Genomic DNA, 23,208 nt, shown 5'->3' with positions numbered 1-23,208 from the left:
AACAGATTTTCACGTCGCGGCTCTTTCTGACCGCTTCGATGAGAACCTAGACGAAGTGGGCTCAACGTCAATGCGGAGGCTCTCGCAAAAGAAAAGCCGACCTTGCGGTCGGCTATAGGTTAGACGGGCCGAGGGGTTTGGGGGACTTGGGATGACCCGTCGGCCTAAACAATGCCTGAACCCGATGATGGTTCCATGACTTTATAAATTTATTTCAGGGGCATTTTTCACCCGCAGAACGCTGCCTCGCCGCCTGCCAGTCGCGCCCGGCATGGGCGAACACCGCGCAGAGCACGATGGCGCCGCCGATCATGCTGGCGGCAGGCGGGACCTCGGCCAGGAACGCGAAGGCGAACAGGATCGCGAACGGTACCTCAGCCGAGCCCAGCAGGCCGGATTCGGCAGCCGGGATGAGCCTCGCGCCCTCCGTCCACAGAATAGAGGCCAGCGCGAACGACATGCCGAAGGCGACGAGCAGCGCTGCGTCTCTGGCTGAGACCGCCAATGGATCGGTGACGAACCAGCCGAGCACGAACAAAAGGAATGCCGACACTGCCCCGGCCCACACCACAGGCGTGTCGCGGAAAGCGCGCACCATGATCATGTAGAGCGCGCTGCCGATTGTCATCAGCAGAGCCAGCCCGTCGCCGAACAGATGGCCGGTGCCGAAGCCGGACCAGACCATGATCGCCACACCGCAGAGCGACACGGCGGCGGCGGCAAGCGTCTGCAGCCGGAAGCGCTCACGAACCAGCACGAAGGCAAGCAGCGCGGTGACAAAGGGTGCGGTGGCGTAGATGATCGCGACATTGGCGACGAAGGTGAACTTGAACGCCGAGATGAAGGCGATGCTGGCGAGTGCGCCCTCGACCGCCAACAGCCAGCCGCGCCAGCCGAGGCGCAGGCTTTCACGCCTGCCGGAGCGGCGGCGCCGCCAAAGTACATAGAGGGTGATCAGGATCGAGCCGACAAAGCCGCGCCAGCAGGTGATGGTCAGCGGGTCGGCATGGATCGACTTGGTGAACACGCCGGTGAGGCCGAACACTGCCGCCGACGCCGAAACCAGGATGATGCCAAGGGTGCGCTCGGCGGCGGTGTCGGTGGTGCCTGGCATGCTTAGGGATCCCGTCATTTCGCCAGACTATGCTGCCTTGTCCTGACACCGTACCGTCAGCAGTGGTTGCCGCATCGCTGCCGATGATCAGCACGGCGGCCGCGACGATCAGGGCCACGGCGTACGCTACACGGGCGAAACCCTGCGCGGCGCTACGCCAGCGGTGAGCTTGCGTTAGGGCAGGGTTGGCGGCTGGGTATCCCGTCCGGCCGATGCGGCTGAACAGGACTTAGTTGCGCAACTCGATTCATCTCATCAAGCCGATGCGTCAGTTCGATACGAAGTGACCATCGCACGGCTCCCTGCGGAGCACGCCGTGAACATCACTGTTGACTCGGCCCCTGAGTCAGCCCCGTTAGAAAGGCGGTCAAAAGCAACAAGGTGATTCATGGGCTCTTCCGCCCAGTTCCTGAACGCGTCCGAAGCCGCCGGCCGGCTCGGTGTCGGCCATTATCGCGCAGGCGCGTGCCATCCTCTGCCCGCCAATCACAGCCCGCCAACGTACGTTGCCCTGTACCCCGGCACTCTCGGCTACGAAGCCGTCGCCACGTGCCTGGCCTCACCCGAGGTACGGGCTCGGACGGACGGCGTCATCGCGTGGGCGCCCCCAGGTCGCATGAAAAGTCATCAGGTCTGACGACGCAGCAATGTCTGGACAGCTTGTCACTCCGATCCAAATGTCGTGAAATCGAGGTTTAGCCCGTACCGGTTCCATTCGAGTATCGTGACGAGCGATGAAAATGACGGTCGAAAGGATTCGAGATGGACGCCACCGGACTGAAGGCCATGCAGGCGCCGCTCAAGGAGGCCTATCGCGATGACGCATCGCGCGCGCTGATCACGCTTCGGGCCAAAGGCTCGATCGACGACCAGTCGATCGCCTGTAACGTCGAGACGGGCAGGGCGGTCGCCGTTGCCGGTCTGCATCCGGCTACCGGCGGTTCGGGGCTCGAATTGTGCTCGGGCGACATGCTGCTGGAGGCGCTGGTCGCTTGCGCCGGCGTGACGCTGAAGGCAGTGGCAACGGCGCTGGAGTTCAAGCTCGGCGCCGCCACGGTGGAGGCGGAAGGCGATCTCGATTTTCGCGGCACCTTAGGTGTGGCAAGAGATGCGCCGGTCGGCTTCCGCGCCATCCGGCTGAATTTCGGCCTCGACACCGACGAGCCACAAGAGCGCGTCGACTCGTTGCTCAAGCTGACCGAACGCTACTGCGTGGTGTTTCAGACCATCAATACCAGGCCGGAACTGACGGTCAGTGCGAAGTGCTGAAACGCGCGCCGCCGGCTACTCACTTTCGCCCTCGTCGGCGAACGGCGAGGCGCTCGGCACACACTGCACCGACCAGCCGGCCGGCGTCGGCTGCTTCTGATATTCGGTGATGGCGGAGGTGCACTGTTCGCGGGTGTCGAACGTGCTGGGCAGCACCACCATGCCGCCTTGCGGACCGGCAATCACCAGATACCAGACCAACGCTACGCTCGAAGCCATGGAAATTTCCTCGCTTATTGTGGCAGTCGGGCGATCCTATCAACTCCGGGCGATCGGCGAAAGCGCGGCCGGGCGCGGCGGTTCGCATCACAGCCGTGCGATGTCCTGTGTTTGTTGGAACAGCTCAGTTCACGGCAAAGCAGTAGAACAGGCCGTCGCCGCCGGTGCTCCTCAGCGCCTCCTGACTGCACCCGCCGCGTGAAGCGTGCGAGGAATTCCACGATTTGGCTGCGGCCGAATCGTCGAGACCCATGCGGTCGTGATGGCCCGTCATTGCCGCACCTTCTGCTCCGCTGAGCGTCCAGTCGCCGCAGGTTTGGTCGGCGATTTTCGTGCCGTCCGGATTGGAGCCGGTCAGCACGTCGTGCCGGTTGGGCTTATCGCCGCGGCCGTTTACCACTTCACCCTTTTCGTCGAGCGCCGTCTGCTTGGTGATGGCGTTGGCATCGCTATGCAGCGAAGCGATATCGTCGGCGATCTTGACGCCCTTGGCGTTGAACCACGGTCCCTTGCCGATGCGATCGCGTGCGTCGGTGTCGCTGGTCGAGAGATAGGCGCGCCATGTTTTACCGGTAATGCCGGCGGCTTCGGCTAGCGACCCGCAATGCGCATCGGCACCCGCAAGGCCGCCGAGATCTGCGCCCTTGCCAGAGCCGACGCTGGTGACGAAGAAGCTCATTGTCGCATCCTGCGAGGATGCAACGCCGATGGCTGCTAGCGATGCAGCGGCGGTGACGAGAAGCAGTTTGCGCATGGTGGTCCTCCGTTTGCGAACGTTTGGCATTCCAACAAGGTCGGTGGCGGTGCAATTCTTCCGCCAAATTGCGCGATGCGTCTACTCCGGCTGCCGGTAGGCAACAAAGCGGTTGTGCTTGGCCTGGAAGATCAGCCCGGTTTCCCTAAGCGCAGGGCTGGCCAGCGGCAGGATGCGTTTGGCGATCTCCTGGGGATGCGGCAGCGTTTCCGGGTCCTCGCCGGGCACTGCCTGCGCCCGCATGGCGGTGCGGGTGGCGCCGGGGTCGGCGGCATTGACCCTGAGGGCCAAGTTTTCGGTCTCATGCGCCCAGGAACGCATCATGGTCTCGACCGCCGCCTTCGAGGCCGCATAGGGCGCCCAGAAGGCTCGCGCCGAATGGGCGGCGTTGGAGGAAAGCACAATGGCGCGGCCGGCATCGGAGAGCCTGAGCAACGGATCGACCGAGCGGATCAGTCGCCATGTCGAGGTGACGTTGATGGTCATCACCTTTTCGAAGGTCTTGGCCTCGACATGACCGATCGGCGAGATGACGCCGAGCACCGCCGCGTTGGCGACCAGGACGTCGAGCTTGCCCCAGCGCTCGTGGATGGCGCCGCCCAGCCGGTCGATGCCGGCCATGTCGGCGAGATCGAGCGGCACAAGGGTGGCTTGTCCGCCCGTTGCCTTGATCTGGTCGTCGAGTTCCTCTAGTCCGCCGACGGTGCGGGCAACCGCGATGACATGCGCTCCGGCGGCGGCAAGTTCCAGGGCGATGAAGTAGCCGATGCCGCGCGAGGCACCGGTGACGACCGCGACGCGGCCGGAAAGGTCGAGGGCAGGGGTCACCGGGCAGCTCCGAAGGTTAGCGCTCTATGATGTCCAGCAGGACAGAGGGGCGCGACACAGCAATCGCGACGAAATTTGCAAACCGGCGAAATTCGCGGGTCCAGCTAGACCTACGCCCCGCCCGCCGCCAGCAGCGACAGCGTGCGCACATTGTCCGAACCTTCGAAGTCGGCGAGCCGGGTCGGATATTGCCCCGTGAAGCAGGCGTCGCAGAACTGCGGCTGCTCATTGTCGCGACCGGCCTCGCCGACGGCGCGGTAAAGCCCGTCGATCGACAGGAATCCAAGCGAATCGACGCGGATAAACTCGGCCATCTCTTCCACCGACATGCGCGACGCCAGCAGCTTTGACTTTTCCGGCGTGTCGACGCCGTAGAAGCAGGAGGCGCGCGTCGGCGGCGAGGCGATGCGCATGTGCACTTCCTTGGCGCCGGCATCGCGCACCATCTGCACGATCTTCTGGCTGGTGGTGCCGCGCACGATCGAATCGTCGACCAGCACCACGCGCTTGCCTTCGATCATGCGGCGGTTGGCGTTGTGCTTGAGCTTGACACCCATGTGGCGGATCGAATCGCCAGGCTGGATGAAGGTGCGGCCAACATAGTGATTGCGGATAATGCCGAGCTCGAACGGGATGCCCGCGGCCTGCGAAAAGCCGATCGCCGCCGGGGTGCCGCTGTCCGGCACCGGCACGACGATGTCGGCATCGACTGGGCTTTCCAGCGCCAGCTCCGCGCCGATGCGCTTGCGCACCTCGTAGACGTTGCGGCCTTCGACCGATGAATCCGGGCGTGCGAAATAAACATATTCGAAGATGCAGAAGCGGGTCTTCTGCGGCTCGAACGGAAACAGGCTCTCGATGCCCTTTGTGGTGACGACGACCATCTCGCCGGGCTTCAGATCGCGCACGAAACGGGCGCCGATGATGTCGAGCGCGCAGGTTTCGGAAGCCAGGATCCAGGCGCCGTCGAGATCGCCGAGCACCAGCGGGCGAATGCCGAGCGGATCACGGCAACCGATCATCTTCTTGGAAGTCATCGCCACCAGCGAGAAGGCGCCTTCGACCTGGCGCACCGCATCGATGAAGCGCGAGTTGAGATCGCGTTCCCTGCTGGTGGCGACCAGATGCAGCAGCGTCTCGGTGTCGGAGGTCGACGAGAAGATCGCGCCTTGTTTCTGCAGCGCGCGCTGCACCGTCATGGCGTTGGTGAGGTTGCCGTTGTGGGCGACGGCGAAGCCGCCGTCGGCGAGCTCGGCGAAAAACGGCTGGATGTTGCGCTGGCCGGCGCCGCCTGTGGTGGCGTAGCGCGTGTGGCCGATCGCGCGGTTGCCTTGCAGGCTGTCGATGACGCGCTGCTTGGTGAAGGTGTCGCCGATCAGGCCGACATGATGTTCGACATGGAACTGGGTGCCGTCATAGGAAACGATACCGGCCGCTTCCTGGCCGCGATGCTGCAACGCATGCAGGCCGAGCGTGACGATAGCCGCGGCGTCCTGCCGGCCAAAAATACCGAACACACCGCATTCGTCATGGAAATGATCGTCAGCTTCGGCGGAAAGCACGTCGTCTGCGTCTGCCATCTTCAGCTCCGCTAAAGTCGCTATATAGTGTGATGACTGCCCGAGAGCAACGTAGAGTTTGCGGCTTTCACATGATCGTCAGTTTGCCGGCGCTGGATTGGCCGGTGCATTGTCGGCCGGTGGCGCGTCGGTCGCGCTCCCGTCGAGCGCCGGAGCATCGTCGCCGGCTGCCGGTGCGTCCGCCGCCGGCGCGTCGGCCGCCGGAGGCGTCTCGGCTCCGGTCTCGGGTGCCGGCTGATTCGGATTGAGCCTGTTGAGGATCGCGTTCTCCGGATCCTCGGGCAGCAGGCTTTCGAGCTTGGCGCCGATCGATTCGAGTAGCGGCCGCGACTTGGCGTTTGCGACCCAGCCCGGAGCCTTGGGGCCGGCCAGCCAGTTGAAGAACAGCAGGGCCACCGCGACGACCAGGATGCCGCGCGCCGCGCCATAGAGGAAACCGAGCGTGCGGTCGAGCGCGCCGACCCTGGAATCGATGATCCAGTCGGCGAGTTTCATGGTGATGACGGAGACGACAATCAGCGCGACAATGAAGACGATGCCGGCGGCCACCACCATGGCAATCTTCTCATTGTCGACATAGGGCTGAACGTAAGGCAGGACCGGTTGGTAGAAGAAGAACGCCGCAGCCGCCGCCGCTATCCAGGAGACGACGGAGAGGATTTCGCGCGAAAAGCCGCGAACCATGGCGAGCATCGCCGAGACCAAGGTGAAGCCGACGAGAATTCCGTCAAGCAGCGTAATCGGCATGTCTTTTGCCCCACTTCATGAGCCGCGTCACTCTTGCTCGTCGGCGCGGCTGCGCCGTGAGCCGGCTATGCGCGCCACGAGATCGGCAAGCTCGGTGGGCTGGAAAGCGCCGGCCCCTATCCCCCCGGCAAGTTCCTCGCTGCCCAAGGGCAGAACCGCGCTTCCAAAACCCAGCTTTTCGGCTTCCTTCAGGCGCTGCTGCGCGTGCGCAACCGGCCTCACGGCGCCCGAAAGGCTGATTTCGCCGAAATAGACGCAATCGGCGGGAAGGGCAAGACCGGTGAGCGAGGAAACCAGTGCGGCCGCTACCGCCAGATCGGCAGCCGGCTCCGAGATACGGTAGCCGCCGGCGACGTTGAGATAGACGTCATGGGTGCCAAAGCGGACGCCGCAATGAGCTTCGAGAACGGCGAGGGTCATCGACAGCCGGGCGCCGTCCCAACCGACGACAGCGCGGCGCGGCGTGCCCAGCGACGACGGCGCCACCAGCGCCTGGATCTCGACCAGCACCGGCCTTGTGCCTTCCATGCCGGCGAAAACCGCGGCGCCCGGCGCTTTCGCGTGGCGTTCGCCGAGAAAAAGCTCGGACGGGTTGGCGACCTCGCGCAGGCCCATATCAGACATTTCGAAGACGCCGATCTCGTCGGTCGGTCCGAAGCGGTTCTTGACCGTGCGCAGGATGCGGTAGTGGTGGCCGCCTTCGCCCTCGAAATAGAGCACTGCGTCGACCATATGCTCGACGACGCGCGGCCCGGCGATCTGGCCTTCCTTGGTGACGTGACCGACGAGCACGATCGCCGCACCCGTGGATTTCGCATAGCGGATCATCGCCTGGGCGGCGGCACGCACCTGGGTGACGGTGCCGGGAGCCGAATCGGCCATGTCGGTCCACAAGGTCTGGATCGAATCCAGAATCACCAAATCCGGCCGCTTGCCGTCGGCGATGGTGGCGAGAATGTCCTCGACATTGGTTTCGGCGGCAAGCTCCACCGAAGTATCGGCGACGCCGAGCCGCTGCGCACGCAGTCTGATCTGGGCAACCGCCTCTTCGCCCGAGACATAGACGATGCGGTGGCCCTTGGACGCCAGCGCTGCGGCAGCCTGAGTGAGCAGCGTCGACTTGCCGATGCCGGGATCGCCGCCGACCAGCAGGGCCGAGCCGCGCACGAAACCGCCGCCGGTGGCGCGGTCGAGTTCGCCGATGCCGGAGACGATGCGCGGCGCATCCTCGATATCGCCGGACAAAGTCGTCAGCACCACGGCACGGCCCTTGCGCGCATTGCGGGTGTTGGCTGGACCCGAGCCGATGCCGCCGGACGTGCCTTCCTCGACCAGCGTATTCCACTCGCCGCAGGCATCGCATTTGCCGGCCCAGCGCTGATGCACCGAACCGCAATTCTGGCAGGTGAACTGGATGCGCGACTTGGCCATTAGTTTATTGATTCCAAGAGGTATTTGGAGCGATCCCAATAAACCGGCAAAGCCTCTTCGATCGCATTGAAGTGGACGCGACGTTGTCCGTTGCTCTGGGCCCAACGGTCCTGTGCCGACCAACATGCATAAATGAACAAATCGAGAGCAAATTCATTCTCTCGCCTGACCTCTTCGTGCAGCGTCTCTAGCAAGCTCATAAGTCCTGTCGAAAGGCGGCGATCGTTCCGCTGATGCATCAAATGAAAAGCGCACCCGATCGCAGCCACTGAGGTGTCATGCCGAGACCCCACCGACCAGAGAGCCAAAAAGCTCAGCAGATCGTTGACATCGGAAGCTGTTCCCAAACCCCAAATTCGATAGAGGCCGTCCACTGCGGCACTGCGGGCATAGTCATCAGTATCTTCGGCAAGGAATTTCCTCACCAATTTAACGTTTTCGACCGTCGAATCGTTAGAGTAACAAAACACCAGGATCGCGGCGTGTGATTCTGGGCGAGAAACCGAACCCCTCGATTTCAAATAGTCGGTGAGTTGTACGCGTTCGTCCTCAGAGATTTCGTACCCTTCAAATTTCATCCTCTGATAGATATCGCTAAAATCCAACCGGTTGCTCCGAAACCAAGCGCTTACTCAAACCTCTCCGCAATATGATGCTCCTCGGCGAGATCGGAGAAGCGGGTGAACTCGCCCTGGAAGGCGAGGCTGACCGAGCCGGTCGGCCCGTGGCGCTGCTTGGCGACAATGACTTCGGCCTTGCCGCGCATCTCGTTCATCTCGTTTTCCCATTTGATGTATTCGTCGGTGCCGGGCTTCGGCTCGCGGTTCTTCAGATAGTATTCCTCGCGGTAGACGAACATCACCACGTCGGCGTCCTGCTCGATCGAACCGGATTCGCGCAAATCCGAGAGCTGAGGGCGCTTGTCGTCACGGCTTTCGACCTGACGCGACAGCTGCGACAGCGCGATGATCGGCACGGCAAGCTCCTTGGCCAGCGCCTTCAGGCCGGTGGTGATCTCGGTGATTTCCTGCACACGGTTCTGTGAGGACTTCGCGCTCGATCCCTGCATCAGCTGGATATAGTCGATGACGATGACGTCGAGACCACGCTGGCGCTTCAGCCGCCGCGCCCGCGCTGATAGCTGGGCGATCGAGATGCCGCCGGTCTGGTCGATGAACAGCGGGATCTTCTGCATGGTCTGCGAACAGGCGACCAGCTTTTCGAAGTCCATCTCGCTGATCTCGCCGCGGCGGATTTTCGACGACGGGATTTCGGTCTGTTCGGAAATGATGCGGGTGGCGAGCTGTTCCGACGACATTTCGAGCGAGAAGAAGCCGACGACGCCGCCATTTGCCGCCTTGAACGAGCCGTCGGCCTGTTGCGCCGGCACATAGGCTTCGGCGATGTTGAAGGCCATGTTGGTGGCAAGCGAGGTCTTGCCCATGCCGGGGCGGCCGGCGATGATGATCAGATCGGAGGGCTGCAGGCCGCCCATGCGGCGGTCGAGATCGCGCAGGCCCGTGGCGACGCCCGACAGGTGCCCGTCGCGCATATAGGCGGCATTGGCCATGTCGACGGCGGTTTTGACCGCATCGGTGAAGCTCTCGAAGCCGCCATCGTAGCGGCCGGTCTCGGCCAGTTCGAACAGGCGCCGTTCGGCATCCTCGATCTGCTCGGACGGCGACATGTCGACCGGCGCATCGTAGGCGATGTTCACCATGTCCTCGCCGACGGTGATCAGTGCGCGTCGCGTGGCGAGATCGTAGATGGCGCGGCCGTAGTCAGCGGCGTTAACCACGGTGACCGCCTCGACGGCCAGCCGCACGACATATTGCGCAACCGTCATGTCGCCGACCTTCTCGTCGGCAGGCAGGAAGGTCTTCAGCGTGATCGGTGTCGCAATCTTGCCCATACGGATGAGTTCGGCGGCGACTTCGAAGATTTTTCTATGCAGCGGCTCGTAAAAATGGCCGGATTTCAGGAAATCCGAGACGCGGTAGAAAGCATCGTTATTGACGAGGATGGCGCCGAGCAGCGCCTGCTCGGCTTCGATGTTGTTCGGTGCCTCGCGATAGAGCGGTGTTTCCGCCACGCCGAATTTTCGTGCTGCCTCTGCCATGATGTCCCCGATTTCGATCCCGGCTCCTCGATATCAGAATGGGAAAAATCAGTGCTGACTTATCTGCAACAGTACCTGTCCAACCGGCTTTGATGCCCACTGTTCACAGGAACGATAAACCGTCCACAGGACGGAATTCCGGGGTTCTGATTCTATTTGACTCGGCAAGGTCGCGATTCTACGCAATGCATTGAACAAATCAAGAACAAAATTGAAGAAAGAAGCTGTGCCGAGAATCGACACTGATCTTAGCCGGTGTCGCCCCAGTCGAGCCGTCGCGCCAGCCTGAACGCATCGCCGTCGCGCTTGGTGAACAGTTTTTCGCCAGCGCTGCCGTCCTTTTCGCAAAGCTTGAGCAGAACTTTACCGGAACCGGATTTCGGCGGCGCGATCACCCGCGCGGCGCGGGATGGGGCAGCTTGCCGTGAGGCAGCGACGTAGATGAATTTCTCATCCTCCCATGGCACGTCGGCGTCTTTGGCCAGCCGGTGCAGGCGCGAACGCGCGACACGGCGCGAAAAATGGCACCAGTCGGGCGGCACGAGCGGGCAGGGAGCCTCATGCGGGCAAGGCGCAAGCACATGCGCTCCCGCCTCGACCAGCTGCCGGCGCACGGCAAGGAGGCGCTGCCATCCGGCCGGCGTGCCCGGCTCGACGACGAGCAGCGTGTTGTCGGTCAGGTGCCAGAGCCGGTCGATGAGTTTTGGCAGCGACGCCGGTCCGATCTCGTCCAGCACATAGGCGCAGGTGACCAACTCGGCCGGCTTGAGATCGGCGAGATCGAGGGTGACATCTCCGGCCTGCCAGGCGATCCTGGCCGTCATCGCCTCAGTGGCAAGCGCCTCGCCGACCCGGCGCACCGCGGCGCTCGCCTCGATGAGCACCGCCTGCTGGAGGTCGGGCCAGACATCGAGCGCGGCCCAAAGCACCGTACCAGGGCCGGCGCCTATATCGAGCAGGGTTTTCGGAGCATAATCGGGTCTTGCCTCGCTGAGCGCATCGAGGCTGGCACGGACGGCGGCATAGGTCGCCGGCAGACGCGTCGCCAGATAGGCCTTGACCGCCATCTCCTCGGCCATATGCAGGCGGCCGTCGCGCAACTCGGCGCGGTAGCGGTCCGACAGCGTTTTTGCCGCTTGCTTCAGCGCCGGCAGCGGCACTTTTTCGAGGAGACGCTCAACGCCCTGTCGAAGTGGGATAGGCAGTTCCATAGCTCACGCCCCCCGAGGCGCGAGCAGGATGACTGAGGCGCCAAGGATGCAGAGCGCGGAACCGGCAAGGTCCCAGCGGTCGGGGCGCACGCCTTCCACCAGCCACAGCCATCCGAGCGAGGCAGCGATGTAAATGCCGCCATAGGCGGCATAGGCGCGACCCGCCGCACTGATGTCCACCAGCGCCAGCAGGAAGCCAAACAGGGCGAGCGAGGCCAGGCCTGGCACCAGCCATAGCGGCGACTTTTCCAGCCGCCACCACCCCCAGACCGAAAAGCAGCCGGCGATCTCGGCAAGGGCAGCAACGATGTAGATGAGATAGGTCATGAAAAAAGGTCTCGCGGCGACGACGAGACCTTTTCAGCATGCAGGCCGGCAATGGCAAGCGGCAATGGCGTGTTGCCGCCAGTCTATTCTGTATCCGCCACTTTGCGGCGCCGCGCGGGCTTGGCGGCAGGGGCTTTTGGGCGATGTCCCATGTCGCGCATCTCCAGCGCCTTCTCGCATTTGGCCATATAGTCGCGAGACATCGGCAGCGTGTCGTTCTTCTTGGCGATCTGGATTTGGAAGATCACCAGATCCTGCCAGCGGAAGGCGGCTTCCGAGGCTGCTAGGTAGAACTCCCACATGCGGCAGAAACGCTCGTCGTAAATCGCCTTGGCCTTGTCGCGGTTGGCGGCGAAGCGCTCGCCCCAGTGCTTCAGCGTGTCGGCATAATGCAGCCGCAGGATTTCGATGTCGGTGACGATGAGGCCCGACTTTTCGATCGCCGGCATCACTTCCGAGAGCGAGGGGATATAGCCGCCCGGGAAGATGTATTTGCGGATGAAGGCGCTGGTTGCCCACGGCACGCCGGAGCGGCCGATCGTGTGCAGCAGCATGACGCCGTCCGGCTTCAAGAGCGTCGCCGATTTGTCGAAGAAGGTGCGGTAGTGATTGACGCCGACATGCTCGAACATGCCGACCGAAACGATGCGGTCGAAGCGCTCGTTGAGCTCGCGGTAATCCCTCAATTCGAAATGCACGCGGTTTTCCAGGCCTTGCGCATGGGCGCGGTCGGTGGCGACGCCATGCTGCTCGGTCGACAATGTCACACCTTGCACGTCTACGTCGAAGGACTTGGCGAGATAGAGGCCGAGCCCGCCCCAGCCGGAGCCGATGTCGAGCACCGTCTGACCGGCCTTCAGCCTGAGCTTGGCGGCGATGTGGCGCTTCTTGGCGGCCTGCGCCTCATCGAGCGTCATGTCCGGCTGCTCGAAATAGGCGCAGGAATACTGCATGTCCTCGTCGAGGAAGAGCCGGTAGAGCTCGCCCGATAGATCATAGTGGCGCTGCACGTTGCGGCGCGCGCGCGCCGCCGTGTTGATCTGCTGCAGGCGGCGGAAGGCGTGGCGCAGGCCCTCGATTGCCTTCGACCAGGTGGCATCGATGCCGCCGCTACCCATGTTCTGGAAAGCGATACGCATCACCCCCAACACGCCACCCTCGAGTATGTCGAGTTCGCCGTCCATGTAGGCCTCCGGCACCGCCAGCATCGGATCGAAGGTGATGGCGCGCTCGGCATGCGCGGTCTTGATGTGCATGTGCACCGGATCGCCGGTGCCATCGCCGAAAATCACCGATAGGCCTTTCGGTCCGGTGACTTTGAGGTTGCCGGTGCGCACCAGGCGGTCGAGAATGCGTTTCAGCAGAATATTCATGACCAATATCCCCTCTCGGCCAGACACGCTGTCTCGGCGCACGACCCCGAAAATCGGATTCGATTTTCGGAAAGGATCATGCGCCAAACCGAAGCTCTACAGCTTCATTTGCGCGTCCAAAGGACGCGCGGCGCTGTAGTCTGCCTCAACATATAGGGGTTCGAAAAGTTCCTTTTGGCACAAAAATGCCCAGGCGAGGGGCCCGGGCATTGGTCCAGAAATGACTGGAAGCCGACGAAACGTTTTAAAGCGCCGCTCTGACGCCTTGTGACGTGCAATCAGCCGTTGTCTTCGCCGCCTTCGAACTCGGCATTGGGATCGAAGAAGTTGTCCGGGCGCGCATTGTCGTTGATGTCGTCGCCATAGATAGCTTCGGCCGTGGTCAGCGTCTCGCCCTTGGCCTGGCGCTCGGCTTCGTCGGCGGTGCGGGCGACGTTGAGCGTAATGGTGACCTCGACTTCCGGATGCAGCGCGATCGCCACATTGGTAAGGCCGATGGTCTTGATCGGCTGGTTGAGCAGGATCTGGTTGCGGTTGACCGAAAAGCCTTCCGCCGTCAAAAGCTCTGCGATGTCGCGGGTCGACACCGAGCCGTAGAGTTGGCCGGTTTCGCCGGCCGAACGTACGGCGATGAAGCTCTTGCCGTCGAGCTTTTCCGAAATCTGCATGGCCTCGGACTTGCGCTCGAGGTTGCGGGCTTCGAGCTGGGCGCGCTGGCCTTCGAATTTCTTCTTGTTGGCTTCGTTGGCGCGCAGCGCCTTGCCCTGCGGCAGCAGGAAGTTGCGGGCGAATCCATCCTTGACCTTGACGGTATCGCCCATCTGACCGAGGCGGGAAACGCGCTCGAGAAGAATGACGTCCATAGTTTTGTTCCTTCGTTTGGGCGCCAATCACTGGCATCGACGCCGAATTGTCTGGAACAGGTCAGGAAGCTGAGGGCGTTGCCGCCTATGTCGCTGTCCTGCCTGTCGCGGCAGTTAGAGGCCTTCACCTCAACCCGGGATTTTCAATGCATGTCGCCCAAAAGTGGCCCCGGTTTTTGGACAACGACATGCGTCAATCAAGTTCAACCCTGCGGCGCCCGTCGCCGTTGGGAAGAGCGGGCGGCGAACCGCCCGCTGAAAGAGTGTTAGCGAACCACGTAGGGCAGCAGTCCGAGGAAGCGGGCGCGCTTGATCGCCTTGGCGAGTTCGCGCTGCTTCTTCTGGCTGACGGCGGTGATGCGCGACGGCACGATCTTGCCGCGCTCGGAAATGTAGCGCTGCAGAAGACGTACGTCCTTGTAGTCGATCTTGGGCGCGTTGGCTCCGGAGAACGGGCAGGTCTTGCGGCGGCGATGGAACGGGCGCCGGGTCGGGATCTGGTTGATGTCGACCATTATTCTGCACCCCCTTCAACACCTTCGCGCGGACGGCGCGGACCACGATCTGTACCGGCATCGCCGCCGAAGCTGCGCGGCGGGCGATCGCCACGGTCGCCGCGATCGCGATCGCCGAACGAGCGTGGGCCGCGGTCACGGTCGCCGAAGCCGCCGCGTTCCGAGCGCTCTTCGCGCTTCTGCATCATCGCCGACGGGCCTTCCTCATGTGCATCGACCTTGATGGTGAGGAAACGCAGCACATCCTCGGACAGGCCCATCTGGCGCTCCATCTCGTTGAGCGCGGCCGGCGGGCAGGTGATATCCATCAGCGTATAGTATGCCTTCCGGTTCTTGTTGACCCGGTAGGTGAGGGACTTCAGTCCCCAGTTCTCGACCCGGCCGACGGACCCGCCATTCGCGGAGATGACGCCCTTGTACTGTTCGACAAGCGCATCGACCTGCTGCTGCGAGAGGTCCTGCCGGGCAAGAAACACATGTTCGTAAAGAGCCATATTGTTCTTTGCCTTTCTTCGTTTCTCTCCCGGTTCCCGCGGCAAAAGCCTCTGCAACTTCTCTGACCCGCCGATCCCTAGAAGGGGGCGGGGAAGAAAGGAGCATGACGAGACGGTCGAGAGCGGAGACACGGGAGGCGGAAGCGCCTCTGGCTCCGCACGAAGGTTTTCGAAAAACCTCCGGCCCTCCGTTCAGCCCCCAGCAAGGACCGGCAGATTGCGGGCGTCTATACAGGAATTTGACCGCAAGGCAAGGGCGAGCCGAAAACCCGCCGCTACAAGGACGATACGTCACGGCATCTTCAGCTTGTATGCGGGACGCGCTTGTTCACCGTTTCCGGGAAGAAATCGGGCGCCGCATGGCGCTTGCCGAACATCATGTCGTATTGCAGCAGACGGAAATCGCGAATGGCCGGATCGATCTTCTTCTGTCGCGCCCAGTCGGGCGTGTCCTCGCCCGTCGGCTTCATCAACAAATTACGATCGACGACGCTGTAGCGCTCGCGCATCTGGCCGAGGAAGCCGGTGTAATAGGGATGGCTGATCCCGGCCGTGGTCAGGATATGGTAGGGCAGGAAAGCCGGACTTACCGCGCCCATGTCCGCGGCCGGCCCGGTGCGGTTCGACCATACGACCAGCGGCGTCTGGTGATGCAGCAGCATCTGGTCAGGCGGCTCTTTGCGCGGCGCGACATTATCTTTGAGGAAGCCGGTCTCGACATAGACCGGGCCGAGCGGCGGCAGATGGTCGCCGAAGAAGGCGATGACTGTCGGCCGTTGGCGGTTCTTCGCCCATTCGACAAGGCGCTCGAGGCCCTTATCGGCGTCGGATGCACCCTCGGTGAAGCTCAGCAGTGAATCCTTTGCCCACTGGCTGGTCGGCGCCTGCACCTTGTGGGTCGGATTGTAGTAGCGATTCGGCTCGTAGGGTCCGTGATTCTGCAGGCTGACGGCGAAGAAGAAGAGCGGATCGTCGGTGGCATCGGCCTCGCGGATGATCTCGTCGGTCATCGCCGCGTCCGAGGCCAGCGGACCGCGCTTTTCGAGATATGGCATATTTTCTTCCGACTTGAAGTCGTCGAAGCCGAAATCCGCATAGACCGGCGTGCGGTTCCAGAACCAGCTCGTGCCCGGATGGATGGCGCGCGTCTCATAGCCCTGGCTCTTCAGGAACGTCGCCATCGACGGCACCGGCGCGCGGACATATTGCTGGTAGGGGATGCTGCCGGCCGGCAGGAAGGCGTTGGAAAAGCCGGTCAGCGCCTCGAATTCGACATTGGCGGTCATGCCGCCGAATTCGGGTGAGAACATGTAGCCCGAGCGCAGCGCCCGCACAGTGGGAATCGGATCGGGCGTGATGTTGACGCCGGGCAGTTCGGTCGGATCCCAGAAGGATTCGCTCATGACGATGATGATGTCGGGCTTCTCGGCCGGCACCGAGGCCGTCACGTCAGGCCTGTCGATCGCTGCGATCGACTTGTCGGAGTAGCCGGCAGGCGCCGAGACATGCGCCATCGGTACGTTGAGCGCGAAGGCGAGCGCGAAACCATTGGAGGCGTAGTTTTCCTTCTGGTCCCACATGATCGGGATGATCTGCAGCCGGTCCCGCGTCCACGAGAAGGTCGCGTAATCCATGATCGAGACGAAGAAGGCGAGCAACGGCACGGTCAGCGTCAGCCGGGCCAGGCGACCCTTGCGGCTGAGCGCCGGTACCCGGCGGCGCCAGAGCCGCCAGCCATAAACGAGCAGCGACAGGCTGCCAACGATTCCGATCGCCAGAGCGATGGCGGTTCCCGGACGTTCGCGCACCAGCAGCGGCATCAGCGCCACGATCTGGCGTGAATAGAGGAAATCGGTCGGATAGAGCGGATCGCCGAGATAGAGCGATTTCTGATGGCCGACAAAGGCCAGCGCCAGCGTCAGCGGCGCGACGATCATCAGGCTCTGGTGGCTGCGGCCGAGCACGGCGTCGAGGCCGATCAGGATCAGCGCGAAGATGATGATGGTGGTCCAGCCCGGCTTGAAGGGCTGCAGGAAGAAGGCGACGGTGCCGGCAAAGTCGCCGCGCACGATCAGTTCGATCGCAAAAACCAGGATGGTGGCGGCGAGAAGGCTGACGAGGCCATAGCGGATAACAGGCCATTTCCGGCCCGGCAGATAGCCGGTGGCCGGATCGCCTTCCAGAAACTGTGGCGCGGCTTTGCCAACGCCTTTCCTAGTCCTTGCCACCTTACAATTCCCCCGACCATACACAAAAGTGTCATTGAGCTGTCATCGATATGTCACGAAAAGCTAACGCCTGTGGCTGAAATAAGAAGAGCCAGCAAACGAATCGTGAGCGATTTTCATCATGAGTGATCGAAAAAAAGCCTTTTGGAACAGGTACTCGGCCAGCGATACCGAGCCGGAGCGACCCGCGTCGGGCTGCCAGCGGACTTGACTTGCCCGCCCGCCTTGCGTCACAGGCAGGAAAAATCAGCCGCTTGGGAGCCACACATGGCCGTCGCATTCACCTTTCCGGGACAGGGCAGCCAGGCTGTCGGCATGGGCAAGGACCTCGCGGACGCCTTTCCGGAATCGCGGAATGTCTTCGAAGAGGTCGACGAGGCGCTTGGCGAAAACCTGTCGAAGCTGATCTGGGAAGGGCCGGAAGAGAGGCTGACGCTGACCGCCAATGCCCAGCCGGCGCTGATGGCTGTGTCGCTCGCCGCGATCCGGGCGCTCGAATCGCGCGGCCTCTCGCTGAGGGACAAGGTCGCCTATGTCGCCGGCCACTCGCTCGGCGAATATTCGGCACTTGCCGCCGCCGGTTTCGTTTCGGTGGCCGATGCGGCCCGGCTCTTGCGTATCCGCGGCAATGCCATGCAGGCGGCTGTGCCGGCCGGTGAAGGCGCCATGGCGGCGATCATCGGGCTGGAACAGGCCGATGTCGAAGACGCCTGCGCTGAAGCGGCCAAAGGTTCAGTTTGCCAGATCGCCAACGACAATGGCGGTGGCCAACTGGTGATCTCCGGCGCAAGCGCGGCGGTCGAACTGGCGGCGAGACTGTGCATGGAAAAGGGCGCCAAGCGGGCGCTGATGCTGCAGGTCTCGGCGCCCTTCCATTCGGCGCTGATGGCACCGGCGGCCGAGGTCATGCGCGAGGCATTGGCCGATGTCACGAAGAACGCGCCGTTCGTGCCCGTGGTCTCCAACGTGTCGGTCACTCCGTCCAGCGATCCGGACGCAATCGCCCGCCGTCTGGTCGAACAGGTGACCGGCCGCGTGCGCTGGCGCGAAACGGTGGAATGGTTCGGCGCGAATGGCATTGCGACGCTTTACGAGGTGGGCGCCGGCAAGGTGCTGTCGGGACTGGCGCGGCGCATCAACCGCGATATGGCTACCGGCGCCGTCGGCACGCCGGCGGATGTCGACGCGGCGCTGGCGGCGCTCGCATAACCAACCGAGATTCGACCCCGCCCGTGGAGGGTGTTCTCTCTTAGATCAGGAGACAAGACATGTTCGAATTGACCGGCCGCAAGGCCCTCGTCACAGGCGCATCGGGAGGCATCGGCGAGGCGATCGCCAGGGTGCTGCATGCGCAGGGCGCCGTCGTCGGCCTGCACGGCACCCGCGTCGAAAAGCTGGAGACGCTGGCGACCGAACTCGGCGACCGGGTCAAGCTGTTCCCGGCGAACCTTTCCAATCGCGACGAGGTCAAGGCGCTCGGCCAGAAGGTCGAGGCCGATCTCGAAGGCGTCGACATTCTCGTCAACAATGCCGGCATCACCAAGGACGGTCTGTTCGTACGCATGGCGGACGCCGACTGGGATACGGTGCTCGAGGTCAATCTGACCGCCGTGTTCCGGCTGACCCGCGAACTCACCCATCCGATGATGCGGCGCCGGCATGGCCGCATCATCAACATCACCTCCGTGGTTGGCGTCACCGGCAATCCCGGCCAGACCAATTACTGCGCCTCCAAGGCCGGCATGATCGGCTTTTCCAAGTCGCTGGCGCAGGAGATCGCCACCCGCAAAATCACGGTCAACTGCGTCGCCCCCGGCTTCATCGAATCGGCGATGACCGACAAGCTCAACGACAAGCAGAAAGAGGCGATCATGGCGGCGATCCCGACACGGCGCATGGGCACCAGCGCCGAAGTCGCTTCGGCCGTCGCCTATCTCGCTTCCAACGAAGCTGCCTATGTCACCGGCCAGACCATTCACGTGAATGGCGGCATGGCGATGATTTGACAGTTGCGGGAAAACACCCCTTTTCGCCTTGGACCCAGGCCGATTTTCGTGTAATGCGGCCCGCAACCCGGCGGTTCGGGCAAAAACCGGTCCGGTGCCGTTGCGTTTCCGACAGGACCATCTTTCAGCTTGATTAGCGGCATTCCGCCCGCTAACGAAGACAGACAAACAAAAGACGAGGATGCCCAAATGAGTGACACCGCAGAGCGCGTCAAGAAGATCGTTATCGAGCACCTTGGCGTCGATGCCGACAAGGTGACGGAGCAGGCGAGCTTCATCGATGATCTGGGCGCGGACAGTCTCGACACGGTCGAACTCGTCATGGCGTTCGAAGAAGAATTCGGCGTCGAGATCCCGGACGATGCGGCCGAAACCATCCTGACTGTTGGCGATGCGGTGAAGTACATCGATAAGGCTTCGGCCTGACGCTATTTGCAGTCACCAACGAGGAGGACCTGCGATGAGGCGTGTCGTCGTCACGGGCCTTGGGCTGCTTTCGCCGTTCGGCGTGGGTTTCGAGCATGGCTGGAAGGAGCTTCTGACCGGCCGCAGCGCAGCCAAGCGCATCACCGAGTTCGAGGTGGAGGATCTTGCCTGCAAGGTCGCCCACGTCGTTCCCCGCGGCAATGGTGAGAACGCCACCTTCAATCCCGAGGCCGTTCTCGAGCCGAAGGAACTGCGCAAGATCGGTGACTTCATCCTCTACGGGATCGCGGCCGCCGACGAGGCGCTGAAGGATTCGGGGTGGGCGCCGAAGTCCCATGAGGAGCAGTGCGCCACCGGCGTGCTGATCGGCTCCGGCATCGGCGGCATCGAAGGCATCGCCGAGAACGCGATGATCCTGAAGGAGCGCGGTCCGCGCCGCATCAGCCCGTTCTTTATCCCCGGCCAGATCATCAATCTCGTCTCCGGTCAGGTTTCGATCCGGCATGGGCTGAAAGGCCCCAACCACGCCGTCGTCACCGCTTGCTCCACCGGCGCGCATGCCATCGGCGATGCAGCTCGGCTGATCATGTGGGGCGATGCCGACGTGATGGTCGCAGGCGGCGCGGAAGCGCCGGTGACCCGGCTGTCGATCGCCGGTTTCGCCGCTTGCCGGGCGCTGTCGACCGACCGCAACGAAGCTCCGGAAACGGCCTCGCGTCCCTATGACCGTGACCGCGACGGCTTCGTCATGGGCGAGGGCGCCGGCGTCGTCATTCTGGAGGAGCTGGAACACGCCAAGGCGCGCGGCGCCAAGATCTATGCCGAGGTCACCGGTTACGGCTTGACCGGCGATGCCTATCACATCACCGCGCCGGCCGAAGATGGCGACGGCGCCTTCCGCTGCATGGTTGCGGCGCTGAACCGTGCCAAGCTGACGCCCGCAGACGTCGACTACATCAATGCGCACGGCACCTCGACCATGGCCGACACGATCGAGCTCGGCGCGGTCGAGCGGCTGGTCGGCAACGCTGCGTCGAAAATATCGATGTCGTCGACGAAGTCGTCGATAGGCCATCTTCTGGGTGCAGCGGGCGCCGCCGAGGCGATCTTTTCGATCCTCGCCATTCGCGACAACATCGCGCCGGCCACCATCAATCTCGACAACCCGGAGCGAGAGACGGCGATCGACCTGGTGCCGCACAAGCCGCGCTCCCGCCAGATCGACGTGGCGCTGTCCAATTCCTTCGGCTTCGGCGGCACCAACGCCTCGCTGGTCTTCCAGCGCTACAATGGCTGACCGGTTCCGCCGGCCGGCACGGCGTATGCGTGCCGTCAATTTTGCCATATTCGCCCCTACTCTGCCCAAGGGGATTCGTTGCAAGACCAAACGGTAGGGCGCCATGAACACGAATGCGGCGGACAACGGGGAATTCGGGCAACGGTCCACACCGTCGAGTCCGATTGTGCCGAAGACGGCCAGCGAGGCATTGCGGCCCGAAGCCGGCACGCCACCGCCCAAGCGCTCGCGCGCCTCGCGCAGCCAGTTCGTTGTGTTCATGAACTTCGTCATCTCCTTGGTGATGCTGTTGATTCTGGCGGCCGGTTTTGCATTGTATTTCGGCAAGCAGGAATTCAACGGGCCCGGCCCGTCTGCCAATGCCGACACCTTTCTGGTCAAGCCGAACACCGGCGTCCAGGAAATTGCAGAGCAGCTCGAGCGGCGCGGACTGATCAGCGACGCGCGCATCTTCCGCCTTGGCGTGCGTGCCTTTGGCAATGATTCTGCCCTGAAGGCCGGCGAATACGAGATCAAGCCGCAGGCCTCCATGCGCGACATCATGGAGTTGCTGAAGAGCGGCAAGTCGGTGATGTATTCGCTGACCGTCCCCGAGGGACTGACGGTCGAGCAGGCGCTGCAGCGCATCGCCGAGCAGGCAGCGCTCGACGGCGATATGCCGGCGACCATTCCACCCGAGGGCAGCCTTGCTACCGACACGCTGCGTTTCACCCGCGGCGCGACACGCCAGCAGATGGTCGACAAGCTTTTGGCGGATCAGAAGAAGCTGGTCGAGGAAGTCTGGCAGCGGCGCGCCCCCGATCTGCCTCTGGCCAGTGTGGATGACTTCGTCACCCTGGCTTCGATCGTCGAGAAGGAGACGGGCAAGGGCGACGAACGCTCACGGGTCGCCGCCGTCTTCCTCAACCGGTTGGCCAAGGGCATGCGGCTGCAGTCCGATCCGACCATTATCTACGGCCTGTTTGGCGGCAAGGGCAAACCCGCCGACCGCCCAATCTATCAGTCGGACATCAAGAAGCCGACGCCCTACAACACTTATCTGATCAACGGCTTGCCGCCGACGCCGATCGCCAATCCCGGCCGTGCGGCACTGGAAGCCGTCGCCAATCCGTCGAAGACCGACGACCTGTATTTCGTTGCCGACGGCACCGGCGGTCATGTCTTTGCCGCGACGCTCGCCGAGCACAACGAGAACGTCGCCCGCTACCGGGCGCTGCAGAAGAAGCTGGCCGATGACGCTGCCAAGGCCGGAACTGCCAAGGCCGACGCCGCCAAGGTGGAAGGTCAGACCGATGCGCCGGTGGACGGCGGCGACGATGGCGACGCGGGAGCGGCGCAGTAGCGCCGGACGGTTCTGGGATCGTCCCTCCGTTTGACGGCAGGGACGTGCTGATTTTGTGATCAGGAGCGCCTTGCGTCCGATTCGGCGCGAAGGGCGCTCCGGCATTTTGAAGCCGCGCATGTCTGGCCGGAACCGCTTCCGGGACCATGCGCCAGGGGAAGCAAGGGCATCATGAATTTGCAGAGCATGACCGGTTTTGCACGGGCCGTCGCCGAACATGACGGCACGTCGATCGCCTGGGAGGTCAAGTCGGTCAACGGCAAAAGTGTCGAGGTCAGGCTGCGGCTGCCGCAGGGCCTCGAGCGGCTGGAGCCGGCCGTCAGGCAGACAGTGCAAAAGCGCTTTGCGCGCGGCAATTTCCAGGCAACGCTGACCGTCAGCCGTGCCGCCGGCCAGCAGGCGCAGCCCGTGGTCAACGAGGCCTTCCTTAGGGATCTGGCCGGGTTAGCGAAGCGGCTGCAGGAGCAGTTCGGCGCAGCGCCTGCGACAGCCGATGGGCTGCTTTCGCTACGCGGCGTGCTCGACATCCCCGAAACCACCGAAACCGAAGAGGCCCGGGCGGCGCTCGACAGCGCGATTTTCTCGGCGCTCGAAGTGGCGCTGGGCGGGCTGGAGCAGGCACGCCAGGGCGAAGGCGCCGCCCTACGCTCGCTGCTGTCCGGCCATATCGACGCTATCGAGGCGCTGACGGTGCGCGCCGAGGCCGATCCGTCGCGCGAGCCGACGGTGATCCGGGAACGGATTGCCGAGCAGGTTCGGCTGCTGATGGATGCCTCCGCCAATCTCGACGCCAGCCGGTTGCATATGGAGGCGGCGTTCCTAGCCACCAAGGCCGACATCCGCGAGGAGATCGACCGGCTGAAGACGCATGTGGCGTCCGGTCGGGTGCTGCTGGCAGGGGGCGGCGCCATCGGCCGCAAGCTCGATTTTCTGGCGCAGGAATTCAACCGCGAATCGAATACGCTGTGTTCGAAGTCGAACGCCGCTGCGATCACCGCCATAGGGCTGGAGCTGAAGGCGGTCGTCGACCAGCTTCGCGAACAGGTCCAGAATCTGGAGTAACCC

At 63.2% G+C, this 23,208-nt stretch carries 23 protein-coding genes; 7 read left to right on the top strand and 16 right to left on the bottom strand.

The features are described from left to right. Positions 1–214 precede the first annotated feature (214 nt). Positions 215–1,114, bottom strand: a complete 900-nt coding sequence (locus ACWTU8_RS26620) for a DMT family transporter (protein ID WP_455850484.1) — start codon at positions 1,112–1,114, stop codon at positions 215–217. A 762-nt stretch (positions 1,115–1,876) separates the two neighbouring features. On the opposite strand from ACWTU8_RS26620, the gene ACWTU8_RS26615 reads away from it, so the two are divergent. Then, a complete protein-coding gene (locus tag ACWTU8_RS26615; RefSeq protein WP_455850483.1) occupies positions 1,877–2,383 on the top strand; it encodes an OsmC family protein in 507 nt (168 codons plus the stop codon). A 15-nt stretch (positions 2,384–2,398) separates the two neighbouring features. On the opposite strand, the gene ACWTU8_RS26610 is transcribed toward ACWTU8_RS26615, so the two are convergent. From ACWTU8_RS26610 to ACWTU8_RS26540, 15 genes are all read right to left on the bottom strand, one after another. Further along, entirely contained in the window at positions 2,399–2,602 is a 204-nt protein-coding gene (locus ACWTU8_RS26610) for a hypothetical protein (RefSeq protein WP_029354411.1), read from the bottom strand. Positions 2,603–2,726: 124 nt separating this feature from the next. Continuing rightward, a complete protein-coding gene (locus ACWTU8_RS26605; RefSeq protein WP_455850482.1) occupies positions 2,727–3,356 on the bottom strand; it encodes a hypothetical protein in 630 nt (209 codons plus the stop codon). An 81-nt stretch (positions 3,357–3,437) separates the two neighbouring features. Further along, complete coding sequence (locus tag ACWTU8_RS26600; RefSeq protein ID WP_127313505.1) at positions 3,438–4,184, bottom strand: SDR family NAD(P)-dependent oxidoreductase; 747 nt, start codon at positions 4,182–4,184, stop codon at positions 3,438–3,440. Positions 4,185–4,294: 110 nt separating this feature from the next. Next, entirely contained in the window at positions 4,295–5,764 is a 1,470-nt protein-coding gene (gene purF, locus ACWTU8_RS26595) for an amidophosphoribosyltransferase (RefSeq protein WP_029354408.1), read from the bottom strand. Between the two features lie 78 nt (positions 5,765–5,842). After that, positions 5,843–6,511, bottom strand: coding sequence for a CvpA family protein (locus tag ACWTU8_RS26590; protein ID WP_029354407.1), 669 nt, complete (start codon positions 6,509–6,511; stop codon positions 5,843–5,845). Positions 6,512–6,538: 27 nt separating this feature from the next. Beyond that, positions 6,539–7,942 (bottom strand): DNA repair protein RadA, encoded by a 1,404-nt coding sequence (gene radA, locus ACWTU8_RS26585; RefSeq protein WP_455850481.1) that lies wholly within the window; start codon positions 7,940–7,942, stop codon positions 6,539–6,541. Further along, the gene (locus ACWTU8_RS26580) at positions 7,942–8,547 is read right to left on the bottom strand and encodes a hypothetical protein (RefSeq protein WP_455850480.1); all 606 of its coding nucleotides are present in this window, start codon (positions 8,545–8,547) and stop codon (positions 7,942–7,944) included. The genes radA and ACWTU8_RS26580 overlap by 1 nt, the downstream gene beginning before the upstream one ends. A gap of 23 nt (positions 8,548–8,570) precedes the next feature. Further along, the gene (locus ACWTU8_RS26575) at positions 8,571–10,061 is read right to left on the bottom strand and encodes a replicative DNA helicase (protein ID WP_065009846.1); all 1,491 of its coding nucleotides are present in this window, start codon (positions 10,059–10,061) and stop codon (positions 8,571–8,573) included. Between the two features lie 248 nt (positions 10,062–10,309). Then, positions 10,310–11,272 carry a small ribosomal subunit Rsm22 family protein gene (locus ACWTU8_RS26570; RefSeq protein ID WP_455850479.1) on the bottom strand — a complete coding sequence of 321 codons (963 nt, stop codon included), beginning with the start codon at positions 11,270–11,272 and terminating at the stop codon, positions 10,310–10,312. 3 nt (positions 11,273–11,275) lie between these two features. Next, positions 11,276–11,599 (bottom strand): YnfA family protein, encoded by a 324-nt coding sequence (locus ACWTU8_RS26565; RefSeq protein ID WP_455850478.1) that lies wholly within the window; start codon positions 11,597–11,599, stop codon positions 11,276–11,278. Between the two features lie 83 nt (positions 11,600–11,682). Next, the gene (locus tag ACWTU8_RS26560; protein ID WP_287330594.1) at positions 11,683–12,972 is read right to left on the bottom strand and encodes an SAM-dependent methyltransferase; all 1,290 of its coding nucleotides are present in this window, start codon (positions 12,970–12,972) and stop codon (positions 11,683–11,685) included. Positions 12,973–13,250: 278 nt separating this feature from the next. Continuing rightward, positions 13,251–13,835 (bottom strand): 50S ribosomal protein L9, encoded by a 585-nt coding sequence (gene rplI, locus ACWTU8_RS26555; protein WP_455850477.1) that lies wholly within the window; start codon positions 13,833–13,835, stop codon positions 13,251–13,253. Positions 13,836–14,101: 266 nt separating this feature from the next. Then, entirely contained in the window at positions 14,102–14,350 is a 249-nt protein-coding gene (rpsR, locus tag ACWTU8_RS26550) for a 30S ribosomal protein S18 (RefSeq protein WP_006203718.1), read from the bottom strand. Continuing rightward, entirely contained in the window at positions 14,350–14,844 is a 495-nt protein-coding gene (gene rpsF, locus ACWTU8_RS26545) for a 30S ribosomal protein S6 (protein WP_455850476.1), read from the bottom strand. Before rpsF ends, rpsR begins: the two co-directional genes overlap by 1 nt. A 302-nt stretch (positions 14,845–15,146) precedes the next feature. After that, on the bottom strand, positions 15,147–17,072 hold the full coding sequence (locus tag ACWTU8_RS26540; RefSeq protein ID WP_127211342.1) for an LTA synthase family protein: 1,926 nt from the start codon (positions 17,070–17,072) through the stop codon (positions 15,147–15,149). Between the two features lie 267 nt (positions 17,073–17,339). Between ACWTU8_RS26540 and fabD the strand changes: the two genes are divergently transcribed. The 6 genes from fabD to ACWTU8_RS26510 all read left to right on the top strand — a co-directional run bounded on the left by fabD (position 17,340) and on the right by ACWTU8_RS26510 (position 23,205). Continuing rightward, positions 17,340–18,281: an ACP S-malonyltransferase gene (fabD, locus tag ACWTU8_RS26535; RefSeq protein ID WP_455850475.1), complete on the top strand. Its 942-nt coding sequence runs from the start codon at positions 17,340–17,342 to the stop codon at positions 18,279–18,281. A 59-nt stretch (positions 18,282–18,340) separates the two neighbouring features. Continuing rightward, complete coding sequence (fabG, locus tag ACWTU8_RS26530) at positions 18,341–19,078, top strand: 3-oxoacyl-[acyl-carrier-protein] reductase (RefSeq protein WP_455850474.1); 738 nt, start codon at positions 18,341–18,343, stop codon at positions 19,076–19,078. 189 nt (positions 19,079–19,267) lie between these two features. Further along, positions 19,268–19,504: an acyl carrier protein gene (locus tag ACWTU8_RS26525; RefSeq protein ID WP_006203723.1), complete on the top strand. Its 237-nt coding sequence runs from the start codon at positions 19,268–19,270 to the stop codon at positions 19,502–19,504. Between the two features lie 34 nt (positions 19,505–19,538). Continuing rightward, the gene (gene fabF, locus ACWTU8_RS26520) at positions 19,539–20,801 is read left to right on the top strand and encodes a beta-ketoacyl-ACP synthase II (RefSeq protein WP_095519610.1); all 1,263 of its coding nucleotides are present in this window, start codon (positions 19,539–19,541) and stop codon (positions 20,799–20,801) included. A gap of 103 nt (positions 20,802–20,904) precedes the next feature. Beyond that, positions 20,905–22,143 (top strand): endolytic transglycosylase MltG, encoded by a 1,239-nt coding sequence (gene mltG / locus ACWTU8_RS26515; protein ID WP_455850473.1) that lies wholly within the window; start codon positions 20,905–20,907, stop codon positions 22,141–22,143. A gap of 171 nt (positions 22,144–22,314) precedes the next feature. Next, a complete protein-coding gene (locus ACWTU8_RS26510) occupies positions 22,315–23,205 on the top strand; it encodes a YicC/YloC family endoribonuclease (RefSeq protein ID WP_455850472.1) in 891 nt (296 codons plus the stop codon). Positions 23,206–23,208: the final 3 nt, after the last annotated feature.

The sequence above is a fragment of the Mesorhizobium sp. BHbdii genome, from assembly GCF_053848045.1.
The sequence above is the reverse complement of the archived record's forward strand: the minus strand, read 5'-3'. Positions and strand labels throughout refer to the sequence as shown.

What these genes read in the sequence shown, in the direction of transcription:
- ACWTU8_RS26620 (WP_455850484.1), bottom strand. Translation starts at nt 1,114, where the DNA reads ATGCCAGGCACCACCGACACCGCCGCCGAGCGCACCCTTGGCATCATC.
- ACWTU8_RS26615 (WP_455850483.1), top strand. Translation starts at nt 1,877, where the DNA reads ATGGACGCCACCGGACTGAAGGCCATGCAGGCGCCGCTCAAGGAGGCC.
- ACWTU8_RS26610 (WP_029354411.1), bottom strand. Translation starts at nt 2,602, where the DNA reads ATGGCTTCGAGCGTAGCGTTGGTCTGGTATCTGGTGATTGCCGGTCCG.
- ACWTU8_RS26605 (WP_455850482.1), bottom strand. Translation starts at nt 3,356, where the DNA reads ATGCGCAAACTGCTTCTCGTCACCGCCGCTGCATCGCTAGCAGCCATC.
- purF (WP_029354408.1), bottom strand. Translation starts at nt 5,764, where the DNA reads ATGGCAGACGCAGACGACGTGCTTTCCGCCGAAGCTGACGATCATTTC.
- ACWTU8_RS26590 (WP_029354407.1), bottom strand. Translation starts at nt 6,511, where the DNA reads ATGCCGATTACGCTGCTTGACGGAATTCTCGTCGGCTTCACCTTGGTC.
- radA (WP_455850481.1), bottom strand. Translation starts at nt 7,942, where the DNA reads ATGGCCAAGTCGCGCATCCAGTTCACCTGCCAGAATTGCGGTTCGGTG.
- ACWTU8_RS26575 (WP_065009846.1), bottom strand. Translation starts at nt 10,061, where the DNA reads ATGGCAGAGGCAGCACGAAAATTCGGCGTGGCGGAAACACCGCTCTAT.
- ACWTU8_RS26570 (WP_455850479.1), bottom strand. Translation starts at nt 11,272, where the DNA reads ATGGAACTGCCTATCCCACTTCGACAGGGCGTTGAGCGTCTCCTCGAA.
- ACWTU8_RS26565 (WP_455850478.1), bottom strand. Translation starts at nt 11,599, where the DNA reads ATGACCTATCTCATCTACATCGTTGCTGCCCTTGCCGAGATCGCCGGC.
- ACWTU8_RS26560 (WP_287330594.1), bottom strand. Translation starts at nt 12,972, where the DNA reads ATGAATATTCTGCTGAAACGCATTCTCGACCGCCTGGTGCGCACCGGC.
- rplI (WP_455850477.1), bottom strand. Translation starts at nt 13,835, where the DNA reads ATGGACGTCATTCTTCTCGAGCGCGTTTCCCGCCTCGGTCAGATGGGC.
- rpsR (WP_006203718.1), bottom strand. Translation starts at nt 14,350, where the DNA reads ATGGTCGACATCAACCAGATCCCGACCCGGCGCCCGTTCCATCGCCGC.
- rpsF (WP_455850476.1), bottom strand. Translation starts at nt 14,844, where the DNA reads ATGGCTCTTTACGAACATGTGTTTCTTGCCCGGCAGGACCTCTCGCAG.
- fabD (WP_455850475.1), top strand. Translation starts at nt 17,340, where the DNA reads ATGGCCGTCGCATTCACCTTTCCGGGACAGGGCAGCCAGGCTGTCGGC.
- fabG (WP_455850474.1), top strand. Translation starts at nt 18,341, where the DNA reads ATGTTCGAATTGACCGGCCGCAAGGCCCTCGTCACAGGCGCATCGGGA.
- ACWTU8_RS26525 (WP_006203723.1), top strand. Translation starts at nt 19,268, where the DNA reads ATGAGTGACACCGCAGAGCGCGTCAAGAAGATCGTTATCGAGCACCTT.
- fabF (WP_095519610.1), top strand. Translation starts at nt 19,539, where the DNA reads ATGAGGCGTGTCGTCGTCACGGGCCTTGGGCTGCTTTCGCCGTTCGGC.
- mltG (WP_455850473.1), top strand. Translation starts at nt 20,905, where the DNA reads ATGAACACGAATGCGGCGGACAACGGGGAATTCGGGCAACGGTCCACA.
- ACWTU8_RS26510 (WP_455850472.1), top strand. Translation starts at nt 22,315, where the DNA reads ATGAATTTGCAGAGCATGACCGGTTTTGCACGGGCCGTCGCCGAACAT.